Consider the following 12832-nt stretch of genomic DNA (forward strand, 5'->3'; position numbering starts at 1 on the left):
TCACCCCGAGATCTGGACCTGCTCCACGCCCCAGAGGGAGAGCGTGAGCAGGATGTCGACGACGGTGAGGCAGATGATGCTGGAGCGGATCGCGCGCCCGGTGGCGCGGCCGACGCCCTCGGGGCCGCCGGTGGCGGTGAAGCCGTGGTAGCAGTGGATCAGGGCCACGATCGTGGCCAGGACGAAGACCTTGATGCCGGAGTAGACGACGTCGATCGGTGCCACGAACGTGCGGAAGTAGTGGTCGTAGGTGCCGGCGGACTGCCCGTAGAACGTGGTCACCATGAGGTCGGTGGCGACGTAGGTGCCGACCAGGCCGATCAGGTAGAGCGGGAGCACGATGATCCAGGCGGCGACCAGCCGGGTGGTGATCAGGTAGGGGATGGGGCGGATCGCCATCGCCTCGAGCGCGTCGATCTCCTCGCTGATCCGCATCGCGCCCAGCCGCGAGGTGAAGCCGCAGCCGATCCGGGCGGCGAAGCCGAGGCAGGTGATGATCGGCGCCAGCTCGCGGGTGTTGGCGTAGCCGGAGATGAAGCCGGTCAACGGCGCCAGGCCGATCACGTCCAGCCCCTGGTAGCCCTCCAGGCCGACCTCGGTGCCGGTCAGCGTGGAGAGCAGCAGCACCACGCCGACCACGCCGCCGCCGACCAGGAAGAGTCCGGAGCCCAGCGCCACGTCCGAGAGGACCCGCGAGATCTCACCGCGGTAGCGGGTGAGGGCGATCGGGAGCGCCGCGACCGCGCGCCAGGCCAGCACCAGCTGGCCGCCGATCGAGGCGAGGGGCGCGAGGACGGCGTCCTCGACCGCCTCCTGCCGGGCGCTCACCCGCTGGGTGGCGCTCATCCGATCATCCCGCCGCTGAACGTCGAGTGGACCTGGGAGATCAGGAAGTTCGCCGCGAACAGCAGCACGAAGTTGGTGACCACGGCGCTGGTCACCGCCTCGCCGACGCCGGTCGGTCCGCGTCGGGCCCCGAGCCCCTTGTAGGAGGCGACCACGGCGCAGATCACCGCGAAGATCGCCGCCTTGGTCAGGGAGAGCCACAGGTCGGAGAGCTGCGCCAGCGTGGTCACCGACGCCAGGTACGCGCCGGGTGGGAGGTCCTGGAGGACCGTGCTGATCAGCAGCGTGGTCATGATCGTGAAGAACATGACCACGCCGTTGAGCAGGACCGCGACCACGACGATGGCGACCATCCGGGGCACGACGAGCCGCTCGATCACCGGCAGGCCCATCACCTCCATCGCGTCGATCTCCTCGCGGATGGTCCGCGAGCCCAGGTCGGCGCAGATCGCGGAGCCGGCCACGCCCGCGAGCATCAGCGCGGTGATCAGGGGGGAGGCCTGGCGGACCACGGCCAGCGTGTTGCCGGCCCCGGTGAAGGCGACGGCGCCGACCTCCTGGGAGAGCACGCCGACCTGGAGCGCCAGGATGATGCCGAACGGCACCGAGACCGCGAGCGCCGGCAGCGTGCACACCTTGATCGCGGTCCAGGCCTGGACGACCGTCTCGGCGACGGGGAACCGGCCGGTGACGATGCTGCGGCCGGTCGCGGCGAAGGTACGGCGGCCGAACGAGAGCATCCCGGCGACCGCGCCGAGGGGAGCGGCGATGGCGGACGGTCCGGAGCCGGTACCGCCTGAGGTCATCGGTAACTCCCCTCGCGCCATCTCGTTGAACTTCTCAGCGGACCGTCCCGGTCCCGAGGCCCCCCGGCCCGAGACCCGGCGCCGCGGTGGGCGGCGGCCATGACGATGACAGTACAACTGTCACATTCAGACTGTCTCGGTGGAATGTGACGCTCGTCAAGTAGTTCTTGAAACCTGGTCGAGATGAGCGCGGCCGCGCTGCTTGGCGCCCGAATGGTGACAGCCGTACTGTGACAGTCATGAGTGCTAGCCCCCGTGATGGCGCGGACCCCGCGAGTGGCCCCACCGGAGCCGAGGGGGCGATGACCGTGGACGAGCTGTCCGCCGCCGCGGGCCTCACCGTTCGCACCACGCGCTACTACGCCAGCCTCGGGCTGATCCCGCCGCCGGAGCGACGGGGCCGGGTCGCCTGGTACGGCCCCGAGCACCTGGCCCGGCTCGAGATGATCCGCGCGCTCCAGGGGCACGGCTTCTCGCTGCAGGCGATCGACGGCTACCTGGCCTCGCTGCCCGCGGGGGCCCGGATCGAGGACCTGGCGGTGCAGCGGGCGATGCTCGCCTCGTGGACCACGTCGGGACCGCACGACCTGACCCGGCGCCAGCTCGACGAGCACGCCGGGCGGCGGCTGAGCGACGAGGACCTCGCCCTGATCGAGGAGATCGGGATGCTGCGCCGTACCGAGACCGAGCGCGGGGTCCGCTACACCCCGGCCCACGGCTTCGACGTGACGATGCGGCTGCTGGACCTCGACATCCCCGTCGACGGCGTCCGCGGCGCCGCTGACGCGATCTCCCGGCACATGGAGGCGCTCGCCGCGGAGCTGACCGACGTGCTCCGCGAGGACGTGCTGGTGCCGCTGCGCCACCACCGTCTCTCCCGCGACGAGGCCGAGCGGGTCGAGCAGACGCTGGCCGAGCTGCGCCAGCTCACCCTCGAGGCGATCGTGACGGCGTTCCAGCGCTCCGCCAACGACCTGATCGCCCGGTCGCTGCAGCGCCGGTGACGGTGCGGCGGTCGTGAGTCGGTCGTGCGGCGGTGGTGCGGTGGTGGTGCTGCGGTGGTGCGGCGGTGCTGGGCCGGTCCTTGGTCGGTCCTGCGCCGGTCCCTGCGCCGGTCGCCGGGGGTGAGCGGGTTGGGGTCGGCGCGGTCCGCGGCGATAGGGTCGGCTGCGTGAGCCAACGAACTCTGGTCCTGCTGAAGCCCGACGCCGTCCGACGCGGGCTGGTCGGCGAGGTGCTCTCCCGGTTCGAGGCGAAGGGCCTGTCCCTGGTGGCGATGGAGCTGCGCACCATCACCGGCGAGGACGCCGACGCCCACTACGCCGAGCACGTGGAGCGGGACTTCTACCCGCCGCTGCGCGCGTTCGTGACGAGCGGCCCGCTGGTCGCGCTGGTGCTCGAGGGCGACGAGGCGGTCGAGGTCGTCCGCGCGCTCAACGGCGCCACCGACGGCCGCAAGGCCGCCCCCGGCACGATCCGCGGCGACCTCTCGCTGTCGAACCGCGAGAACCTGGTGCACGGGTCGGACTCCCCGGAGTCCGCGGAGCGCGAGATCGCGCTCTGGTTCCCCGGCCTCTGAGGCTGCCGCGCCCCGTCGCCGGCGCTGGCGCGTGGGCGCTGGGGCGCCTCGGGTCGTGTGCCTCAGGCTGCACAACCGTCCCACCGCTGGGGGTTTCCCTGCGCGTTTGGGGGGTTGCAACCCTCCAAACGCGCAGGAACCACCGGTGAACCGGTGATTCCTGCGCAGACCGCTGCGGCGCGCACCACCCCACCCGCTCCCGCGTGTCTGCGCGATCCAGCCCCACGGACTTCTTAGGCTCCCAGCGGAGGCTGTCGGATCCGCACGCCCGCTCGGTCTCCCCGGCGACCGCGCGAGCGTTCGCCGGCTTCCCCGGAGCGTGCGATCGGATCCACCCCGGATCCGGCAAGGGTCTGCGAGGCACGGGTGAGGGCGAACTCCATCATCGGTCGGGACATGGCCGTCGACCTCGGCACGGCGAACACCCTGGTCTACGTACGCCGGCGCGGCATCCTGCTCGACGAGCCGAGCGTGGTCGCCATCAACGACGGCACCGGCGAGGTGATCGCGGTCGGGCACGAGGCCAAGCAGATGCTGGGCCGCACCCCGGACAACATCACCGCGCTGCGACCGCTGCGCGACGGCGTGATCGCCGACTTCGAGGCGACCGAGCAGATGCTGCGCCAGTTCATCGCGCGCGTGCACCGGCGCCGCTACTTCGCCAAGCCGCGGATGGTGATCTGCGTGCCGAGCTCGATCACGCCGGTCGAGCAGCGCGCCGTCAAGGAGGCCGGCTACCAGGCCGGCGCGCGCCGCGTGTACGTGGTCGAGGAGCCGATGGCCGCCGCGATCGGCGCCGGTCTGCCCGTCCACCAGGCCACCGGCAACATGATCGTCGACGTCGGCGGCGGCACCACCGAGGTCGCGGTGATCTCCCTGGGCGGGATCGTCACCAGCCTGTCGATCCGCACCGCCGGCGACACCCTGGACCACGCGATCGTGGCCTGGATGAAGAAGGAGCACGGGCTGATGCTCGGCGAGCGCACCGCCGAGCAGGTGAAGATGACCCTCGGCTCAGCGTTCCCGCGGCCGGGTGAGCCCGAGGGCGAGATCCGCGGGCGGGACATGGTCAGCGGCCTGCCCCGCACCGTCACCGTGACCAGCGCCGACATCCGCCAGGCCCTCGACGAGCCGCTGCACGACATCGTCGACGCCGTGCGGGTCACCCTCGACCAGACCCCGCCCGAGCTCGCCGGCGACATCATGGATCGCGGCATCGTGCTCACCGGCGGCGGCGCGCTGCTGCGCGGTCTGGACGAGCGGATCCGACATGAGACCGGGATGCCGGTGCACATCGCCGAGGACCCCCTGATCTCGGTCGCGCTCGGCGCCGGCCGCTGCGTCGAGGAGTTCGAGGCGCTCCAGCAGGTTCTGGTCACCAACCCGCGACGGTTCTAGGCGACGCCATGACCCTGGACACGATGCCCCCACGCCGGCCCGACCGGATCATCGACGGCACCGACGCCCCCGCCCCGCCGGGGTACGCCGACCGCCGTACCCCCGCCGGGCAGCAGCGCCGCCCGGGACGCGGGCTGCCCTCGCGCTCGCTGATGGCGACGCTGGTGCTGGCCTGCGCGACCCTGATGGTGGTGGACAGCGCCGGTGGCGACTCATCGCCGGTGGACCCGGTACGCCGCGTGGTCGGCGAGGTGATGGGGCCGGCCGAGGCCGCCGTCGCGACCGTGGTCGACCCGGTGGCGGACCTGACCGGCGGGATCCGCGCCAACAGCAGCCTCCGCGCCGACCTCGCCGACCTCGAGCGTCGCAACGCCGCGCTCGAGCAGCAGCTCGCCAAGGCCGGGTACGACGACGCGCGGCTGGCCGAGCTCGACGGGCTGCGGGCGATGGCCGGCGACGCCGGCTACGCGCTGCTGCCCGCCCGCGTGGTCGCGGTCGGCTCCGCCCAGTCCTTCTCGCACACCGTGACCATCGACGCCGGCAGCTCCTCGGGCCTGCACCCCGACATGACCGTCGTGAACGCGGACGGCCTGGTCGGCCGGGTCATCTCGGTCACCGCCCACACCGCCACCGTGCTGCTGATCGTCGACCGCGAGTCGACCGTCGGCGGCCGGGTCGGCGACAACTCCGAGCTGGGCTTCGTGCACGGCACGGGGGCGTCGGGCGAGGACGGGATGCTCGACCTCGAGCTGCTGGACGAGGCGGTGCAGCCGCGCACCGGACAGGTCGTCCTCACCTGGGGCAGCGAGGGCGGGTCGCCCTACGTCGCCGGCGTGCCGATCGGCACCGTGACCAGGGTCTTCGAGTCCGTGCGGGAGACCAGCTATCGCGCGGTGCTGGCGCCGGTGGTCGACTTCACCTCCCTCGACCTGGTCGGCGTGGTGGTCCCCTCGGGCACCCAGGACCGGGTGATCGAGGCCGACGGCAGCTGGCGTGGCGGGTCCGAGAAGGGGAGCGACCGATGAGGGGCCCGACCCGGCTGGCGGTCACCATGGTCGCGGTGGTGCTGGCCCTCATCCTCCAGGTCGCGGCGCTGCCCCGGTTCGGCTGGCCCGACGCGGGCATCGGCGTGGTCCCCGGGCTGGTGCTCCTGGTGGTGGTGGCCACCGCGCTCGCCCACGACACCCGGTTCGCCACGCTGGTCGGCTTCTGCGCCGGCCTGCTGCTCGACCTCGCGCCGCCCGCCGACCACGTGGCAGGGCGGTGGGCGCTGGCGCTGACGGTCGTCGGCTACGTCGTGGGGCGGCTCAGCCACGACTACCAGTCCGACCCGGCCTCGGCCGACCGTCGCCCGGGTCTGGGCGTGGTGCTCGCGGCGGCCGCCGGCGGCTCGTTCGTCGGCACCTCGGTCTTCGCGCTCAGCGGAGTCCTCCTCGGGGACGCGGGCGCCGGCTTCGGCGAGCTGCTGAGCACGGCGCTGCTCGCCACCGCGCTGGACACCCTCGCCGCGCTGGTGGTGGTCCCGGCGCTGTTCTGGGTCAACGCCCGGGTCTCCTCGCTCGGTGCCCCCGACGCCGGTCGGGTCTCACCCCGCACGGTGCGGCGGACGGTGCTGTGACGTCGACGAAGAGCGCCCGCCCCCAGCCCGGCGGGACCCGCAGCCGACTCCGGCTCGTGGTGATCCAGGCGCTGGTCTTCTCGCTGCTCGCCACGCTGGGCGCGCGGCTGTACTACCTGCAGGTGATCTCGGGTGAGGACTACCAGGGGCAGGCGGCCTCGCAGTCCATCCGCGACATCGTGGTGCAGCCCCAGCGCGGCCTGATCGTCGACGACATGGGACGCCCGCTGGTCACCAACCGGCTCACCTACGTGACCTCGATCGACACCACGCTGCTCAACCGGTTCGAGAAGCGCGAGCGGCGTGCCCTGGTGCGCCGGGTGGCGCGGGTCCTGGACCTGCGCCCCGCGCGGATCGAGCGGGCCCTCGTGCTCTGCGGGACCGAGGGCGCCGTCGCCGGCCGCTGCTGGAACGGCTCGCCCTACCAGCCGGTGCCGATCGCCGAGAACATCAGCCAGGAGCAGGCGCTGCGGATCTCCGAGCAGCCCGAGGACTTCCCGGGCGTGCTGGTCGAGCAGCAGAGCGTGCGCGAGTACCCGTCGCCGTACGGGATCAACGCGGCGCACGTGCTCGGCTACCTGAGCCCGATCACCGCCGACGAGCTCGACGCGGCGAAGGCCGCCGGGGACAGCTCGGTCAACGGCGCCTCGGTGGTGGGCCGCGCCGGCGTGGAGAAGACGTACGACGACTGGCTGCGCGGGCAGCCCGGCTACCAGCAGGTCGCGGTCAACTCCAAGGGGCAGGTGCTCGGCGACGTCTCCGACATCGCGGCCCAGCCCGGCGACACGCTGGTCACCTCGATCGACGCCAAGGTGCAGAGCGTGGTGGAGAAGCAGCTGCACGAGATGATCTCCATCGCGCGGGCCACCCGCGACCCGGTGACCAAGCGCGACTTCGAGGCCGACTCCGGGGCGGCCGTGGTGATGGAGGTCGACACCGGCCGGATCGTGGCGATGGCCAGCCAGCCGACGTACGACCCCTCGGTCTGGGTCGGCGGGATCACCTCCCAGCAGCTGGCCGACCTCTACTCCGAGGCCGCCGGCACGCCGCTGCTGGCCCGCTCGTTCCAGGGACAGTTCGCCCCCGGGTCGACGTGGAAGCCGTTCATGACCGCCGGCGCGCTCTCCAACGGCTACGGCACCGACACCGTGCTGGGCTGCCCGTCGGCGGTGCGGATCGGCAACCGCGACTTCCACAACCACGAGTCCGCGGCGTACGGCTCGGTGACCTTCGCCCGGGCGCTCGAGGTCTCCTGCAACACCTTCTTCTTCCAGATCGGGATGCGCTACTGGGCGCAGCTCGGCTCCGACCCGACCGACGTGAACGCCAAGGACCCGCTGGTCGCGGAGGCCAAGGCGTTCGGGTTCGGCTCGCCGACCGGCGTCGACCTGCCTGGCGAGGCGTCGGGCCGGATCGCGGACCGGAAGTGGAAGCGCGCGTACTACCGGTCCATGAAGGACTACTACTGCGGGATCTCGGCGAAGCCGCAGGACGCCGACACCAGCGACTTCGTCTACCGGTTCGCCCGGGAGTTCTGCCTCGAGGGCTACTACTACCGCCAGGGCGACGCCGCGAACTTCGCCATCGGCCAGGGCGACACCCTGGTGACGCCGCTCCAGCTCGCCCGCGGCTACGCCGCGATCGCCAACGGCGGCACGCTGTGGGAGCCGCGGATCGGCAAGGCGGTGGTCTCGCCCGCGGGCAAGGTGATCAAGCGGATCAAGCCGTCCAAGGCCGGCGAGCTGGACCTGCCCGCGGGGATGCTGGACTACATCGACGAGGCGCTCAAGGGCGTCAGCCGGCAGGGCACGATGTCCTGGAAGCTCGGTGGCTTCCCGCTGGACCAGGTCCAGATCCGCGCCAAGACCGGCTCCGCGGAGGTCTACGGCAAGCAGTCGACGGGCTGGGTGGCCTCCTACACCGACGACTACGTCGTGGTGATGATGATCAGCCAGGGCGGCACGGGATCCGGATCCACCGGTGACGGCGTCCGGGCGATCTGGGAGGCCCTGTACGGCGTCGACGGCGACCAGGTGGACCCCTCGAACGCCCTGATCCCCGGCACCACCCCGCCCGCGGCGCTGCCCGAGTTCGGCCGCGACGGATCGATCCTGCCGCCCGCCCGGGAGGAGAAGGAATGAACCAGCGCCACGTCCCGATCCGGCGCAGCGCCGACTCCCGTCGAGTCGCGCTCCGCCGGTGGGCCGACCTGGACTGGATCCTGCTCGGTGCCGTCACGCTGCTCGGCGTGCTGGGCTGCCTGCTGGTCTGGTCGGCGACCGTCAACCGCGACGACCTCACCGGCGGCGACCCGAAGGCGTTCCTGGCCAAGCAGCTGGTCAACCTCGGCATCGGCCTGGTGCTGATGTCCGTCGTCACCGCCACCGACCACCGCTGGGTGCGGATCCTGGCGCCGGTCGCCTACCTGCTGGCGGTCCTCGGGCTGGTCCTGGTCCTGGTCGCCGGTACGACGGTGAACGGGTCCCGCTCCTGGCTGATGGTCGGGGGCCTGTCGTTGCAGCCCTCGGAGCTGGCCAAGCTGGCCGTCGTGGTCGGCATGGCACTGGTCGTCGCCGAGCGGCACGAGGGCCGCTGGCGCGAGCGGGTCGGCACCGTCGACGTGCTGCTGATGCTGGCGGTGGCCGCGGTGCCCGCGGGCCTGATCCTGGCCCAGCCCGACCTGGGCACGATGCTGGTGCTCAGCGCCACGGTGTTCGGCGTGGTCGCCGCCTCCGGGGCGCACCGCGGGTGGCTGCTCGGACTGGCCGGCGGCGGCGTCGCGGTCGCCACGTTCGCGGTCGTCAGCGGCTTCCTCGAGGAGTACCAGATCGACCGGTTCCTGGCGTTCACCAACCCCGACCTCGACCCCAAGGGCGCGGGGTACAACGTCGAGCAGGCGCGGATCGCCGTCGGCAACGGCGGGATCTTCGGCCAGGGCCTCTTCGAGGGTTCGCAGACCCGGGCCGGGTTCGTCCCCGAGCAGCACACCGACTTCGTGTTCACCGTCGCCGGCGAGGAGCTCGGCCTGGTCGGGGCCGCGCTGATCGTGGCGCTGCTCGGCATCGTGCTGTGGCGGGCCCTGCGGATCGCGGCGCGCACCGACGACGCCTTCGGTCGGATCGCCGCCGCCGGCATCGCCTGCTGGTTCGGCTTCCAGGCGTTCCAGAACATCGGCATGTGCCTGGGCATCATGCCGGTCACCGGCGTGCCGCTGCCGTTCGTCTCCTACGGCGGCTCCTCGATGTTCGCCGGCATGCTGGCGATCGGTCTGCTGGAGAACATCCACCTGCGCACGCTCTCCTCGCCCGCCGCCCGCCTGAAGCCCGCCACGCGGGTCCTGGTCCGCGCGTAGGCGCCTGCCGCGGCTCTGCGATGATCTGCGCGTGCTGATCGTCCGCCGGGTGCCGCGCTGCGCCGCCCGCGGTGCCGCACCCGTCGGCGCGGGCCTCGCCGCGGCCGAGACGGTGACCGCGTTCACCGTGGCGCACCGCGCCGCCGGCGGGGTGCTGCCCGGCGTCGAGGCGCTGCTCGCGGTGGCCCTGCTCGTGTACGGCGCCGGCCTGCTCGTCCTCGGACGGCGCGCCCGGCTGCGGTCGGTCCTCCCGGGGATGGTCGTGGCTCAGCTCGCGGTGCACGCCGCGACGATCGCGCTGTCGCCGGCCTCGCCCCGCGGGCACGCGCACCACGAGGTAGCGACCGGTGGGGTGGCCGGCCTCACCGGGCCGATGGTGGCCGCCCACCTGGCGGCCGCCCTGGTCACCGCGCTGGCCTGGTCCCTGCGCCGCCGCGCGGTCGAGGTCCTCGTCGCCTGGTCGGCCCCGGGGGCGCTGCCCGCGCCGCTGCGTTGTGGCGCGGCCCGGATGCCGGTCCCGCTGCGGGTCTGGTCGGCCTGGCGCCGCGGTGCCGCAGCCACCCGCGGGCCACCGACGCTGCCCGCGCGCCTCCCCGCCTGATCGCCGATCGGGCGGGGCCTCGGCGCGACGCCGCTCCCGAACCCGATCAAGCTCGGACCCGCTCGGGTCCCGAAAGGCACACATGTCCCTCCGTCGTACCCTCCTGCCGCTCGGCGCCGCCGCGACCGCCAGCGGCCTGCTCGCGCTCGGCCTCGCCGCGCCCGCCTCCGCGCACGTCGGCATCACCCCGAACACCACCGCCGCCGGCGCCTACGCCGTGCTCACCGTCAGCGTCCCGCACGGGTGCGACGGTGCGGCCACCACCACGGTGACCATCGCGATGCCCGAGGAGATCCCCTCGGTCACCCCTACCCGCAACGGCCTCTACGCCGTGGAGAAGGTGGTCGAGAAGCTCGACGAGCCGATCACCGACGCCCACGGCACCACGCTGACCGAGCGGGTCTCCGAGGTCGTCTACACCGCGAAGTCCCCGCTGCCCGAGGGCTACCGGGACACCTTCGAGCTCTCGGTCAAGCTGCCCGACACCGAGGGGGAGACCCTCGTCTTCCCGACCATCCAGACCTGCGTGAAGGGCGAGACCGCCTGGACCGAGGTCGCCGCCGAGGGGCAGGACGCCGAGGAGCTCGCGCACCCGGCGCCGACCCTGACGCTGACCGAGGGCACCGGCGACGGCCACGGCCACGGAGACGCCGAGACCGACGAGCACGCCGACGAGGACGCCGAGGCGTCCGGCAGCGACTCCGACGGCGACTCCGACGGCGACTCCGATGGTGGCTCCGACGGGCTGGCCGTCGCCGGTCTGGTGGCCGGCGTCCTCGGCCTGGTCGCCGGCGGTGCCGCCCTGGCCCGCAGCGGCCGGAAGGGCTGAGCGCCCGATGCGCAGGCTGACGCTGGCGCTCGCCGTACTGGTCGCCCTGGTCGGGGTGGCCGGGACGGCGGCGCCGGCGTCGGCCCACGCCAGCCTGGTCGCCACCGACCCGGCCGACGGCGCGGTCCTCGCCCAGGCACCGGAACGGGCGACCCTGACCTTCGACGAGCCGGTCTCGACGATCTCCGACGGGGTCGCGCTCTACGACGCCGCCGGCGAGCCGCTCGAGGTCGAGGCCGCCGCCCGCGACGAGGTGGTCACCGCCGACCTGCCCGCGGGGCTGGCCGACGGCAGCTACGTGCTGACCTGGCGGGTGGTCTCCGACGACGGACACCCCGTCGCCGGCTCGCTGACGTTCAGCGTCGGCGCCCCCAGCGCGCGGATCCAGGCGCCGCGCTCCGCCGCCGACGGCGCGGAGGGGCCGCTCCAGGTGGTGGTCGCGGTCGTGGCCGCGCTGAACTACCTCGGCCTGTTCGTGGTCGGCGGCCTGTGGCTCTTCCTGGGGTGGACGACGCGCGGTGTCCGGCTGCACGAGCGGGCCCGGCGGCGCGCCGTACTGCTGCTGCGGCTGGCCGCTGCGCTCGCCGTCGCGGCGGCACTGCTCGCGGTACCGCTCGCCGGCGCCTACCGCCAGGGCCTCGGCCTGGCGGGGATCGTCGATCCGGCGGCCTGGGAGCTCTCGCTGGTCCGTGACGACCTGGTGGTCGCCGTCCTCCAGGCCCTCGGGCTGGGGGCGGCCGTGCTCGCGAGCCGACAGAAGCCCGCAGCAGGCTCGGCGGGCCGGCGGCGGCCGGCGCTCGTGGTCGACCTGCTGGTGCTGCTCGCGGTCGCCTCGCCGGCGCTGGTCGGCCACACCCGGGCCTACGAGCCGCCGACGCTGCTGCTGATCACCGATGCCCTGCACCTCCTCGTCGGCGCCGTCTGGCTCGGCGGCCTGGTGGGGCTGGTGGTCGTGCTGCCGTCGATGTCCGGCCGTCCCCGTGACGCCGGCACCGTGCTCACCCGCTTCTCCACGCTGGCCGCCGACGTGTTGGCCGCGCTCGTCGGCTCCGGCGCCCTGCTGGCGTGGGGGATCCTGGGCTCCTGGGGCGCGCTGGTCGACACCGCGTACGGGCGGCTGCTCCTGGTGAAGGTCGCCGTGGTCGCCGTGGTCGCCGCGATCGCCGGCTGGAACCGCTTCGTGCTGCTGCCGCGACTCTCCGACGGCGGGCACGACCAGCGGCGTCGCGCCGCCGGCACGGTACACCGCGTCGTCGCCGTCGAGGCGTCCCTTCTCGTGGTGGTCCTCGGCGTCACCGGCTTCCTGGTCGACCGGGTGCCCGGTGAGGCGGTGGCGCCGCCGGTGCGGGCCGCGAGCGCGGCCGGGGCGACGGCGGTGGCGGGGGACTACCGGGTCCTCGCCCAGGCCGACGCCGTCGGCGGCAACCGCCGCCGGCTGACCATCCAGGTCCAGGACGAGACCGGCGAGCCGGTCGACCTCTACCGCGCCCCGACCCTGGCCGTGTCGTCGGAGGAGGTGGACCTCGGCGAGGTGCCGCTGACCCCGACCGGCGCCGGCACCTACGCCGCCGACGTGGTGCTTCCGCACCTGGGCGCCTGGGAGCTCTCCGTCGGCATCCGTGTGGACCGGTTCACCAACCCCGTGGCCACCCTGGACCTCACCGTCGACTGACCGCCCCCACCTCGCGAGTTGGGCGTTGTGGCGCGCCGAGACGGGCGTTGTGGCGCGCCGAGATGGGCGTTGTGGCGCGCCGAGATGGGCGTTGTGGTCCGGCCCGGCACCACAAGCCCCAAGTCACCGCG

Annotated in this window: 12 protein-coding genes; 10 read left to right on the top strand and 2 right to left on the bottom strand. The window is 73.4% G+C overall.

The genetic code is table 11. The features are described 5' to 3' along the window. Together E8D34_RS06445 and E8D34_RS06450 are read right to left on the bottom strand one after the other, a co-directional pair. Window positions 1-846, bottom strand: a complete 846-nt coding sequence (locus E8D34_RS06445; RefSeq protein WP_136593794.1) for an ABC transporter permease — start codon at window positions 844-846, stop codon at window positions 1-3. Then, window positions 843-1652, bottom strand: a complete 810-nt coding sequence (locus E8D34_RS06450; protein WP_168929355.1) for an ABC transporter permease — start codon at window positions 1650-1652, stop codon at window positions 843-845. The genes E8D34_RS06445 and E8D34_RS06450 overlap by 4 nt, the downstream gene beginning before the upstream one ends. 239 nt (window positions 1653-1891) lie before the next feature. Between E8D34_RS06450 and E8D34_RS06455 the strand changes: the two genes are divergently transcribed. The 10 genes from E8D34_RS06455 to E8D34_RS06500 all read left to right on the top strand — a co-directional run bounded on the left by E8D34_RS06455 (window position 1892) and on the right by E8D34_RS06500 (window position 12701). Beyond that, window positions 1892-2656: a MerR family transcriptional regulator gene (locus E8D34_RS06455; protein WP_136593796.1), complete on the top strand. Its 765-nt coding sequence runs from the start codon at window positions 1892-1894 to the stop codon at window positions 2654-2656. Between the two features lie 167 nt (window positions 2657-2823). Continuing rightward, a complete protein-coding gene (gene ndk / locus E8D34_RS06460; protein ID WP_136593797.1) occupies window positions 2824-3231 on the top strand; it encodes a nucleoside-diphosphate kinase in 408 nt (135 codons plus the stop codon). A gap of 366 nt (window positions 3232-3597) precedes the next feature. After that, the gene (locus tag E8D34_RS06465; RefSeq protein ID WP_276606581.1) at window positions 3598-4629 is read left to right on the top strand and encodes a rod shape-determining protein; all 1032 of its coding nucleotides are present in this window, start codon (window positions 3598-3600) and stop codon (window positions 4627-4629) included. An 8-nt stretch (window positions 4630-4637) separates the two neighbouring features. Beyond that, window positions 4638-5654 carry a rod shape-determining protein MreC gene (mreC, locus tag E8D34_RS06470; protein ID WP_240771174.1) on the top strand — a complete coding sequence of 339 codons (1017 nt, stop codon included), beginning with the start codon at window positions 4638-4640 and terminating at the stop codon, window positions 5652-5654. Next, on the top strand, window positions 5651-6247 hold the full coding sequence (gene mreD / locus E8D34_RS06475) for a rod shape-determining protein MreD (protein ID WP_136593799.1): 597 nt from the start codon (window positions 5651-5653) through the stop codon (window positions 6245-6247). The genes mreC and mreD overlap by 4 nt, the downstream gene beginning before the upstream one ends. Beyond that, a complete protein-coding gene (gene mrdA, locus E8D34_RS06480; RefSeq protein WP_136593800.1) occupies window positions 6244-8388 on the top strand; it encodes a penicillin-binding protein 2 in 2145 nt (714 codons plus the stop codon). The genes mreD and mrdA overlap by 4 nt, the downstream gene beginning before the upstream one ends. Further along, window positions 8385-9599 (top strand): rod shape-determining protein RodA, encoded by a 1215-nt coding sequence (rodA, locus tag E8D34_RS06485; protein WP_136593801.1) that lies wholly within the window; start codon window positions 8385-8387, stop codon window positions 9597-9599. The genes mrdA and rodA overlap by 4 nt, the downstream gene beginning before the upstream one ends. Before the next feature lie 31 nt (window positions 9600-9630). Further along, complete coding sequence (locus tag E8D34_RS06490; RefSeq protein WP_136593802.1) at window positions 9631-10200, top strand: hypothetical protein; 570 nt, start codon at window positions 9631-9633, stop codon at window positions 10198-10200. Between the two features lie 82 nt (window positions 10201-10282). After that, window positions 10283-11029 carry a YcnI family protein gene (locus tag E8D34_RS06495; protein WP_136593803.1) on the top strand — a complete coding sequence of 249 codons (747 nt, stop codon included), beginning with the start codon at window positions 10283-10285 and terminating at the stop codon, window positions 11027-11029. Window positions 11030-11036: 7 nt separating this feature from the next. Beyond that, window positions 11037-12701: a copper resistance protein CopC gene (locus E8D34_RS06500; RefSeq protein WP_168929356.1), complete on the top strand. Its 1665-nt coding sequence runs from the start codon at window positions 11037-11039 to the stop codon at window positions 12699-12701. The last annotated feature ends 131 nt before the right edge of the window (window positions 12702-12832 follow it).

It is taken from the genome of Nocardioides sp. GY 10113 (genome assembly GCF_004919105.1).
Taxonomy (GTDB): domain Bacteria; phylum Actinomycetota; class Actinomycetes; order Propionibacteriales; family Nocardioidaceae; genus Nocardioides.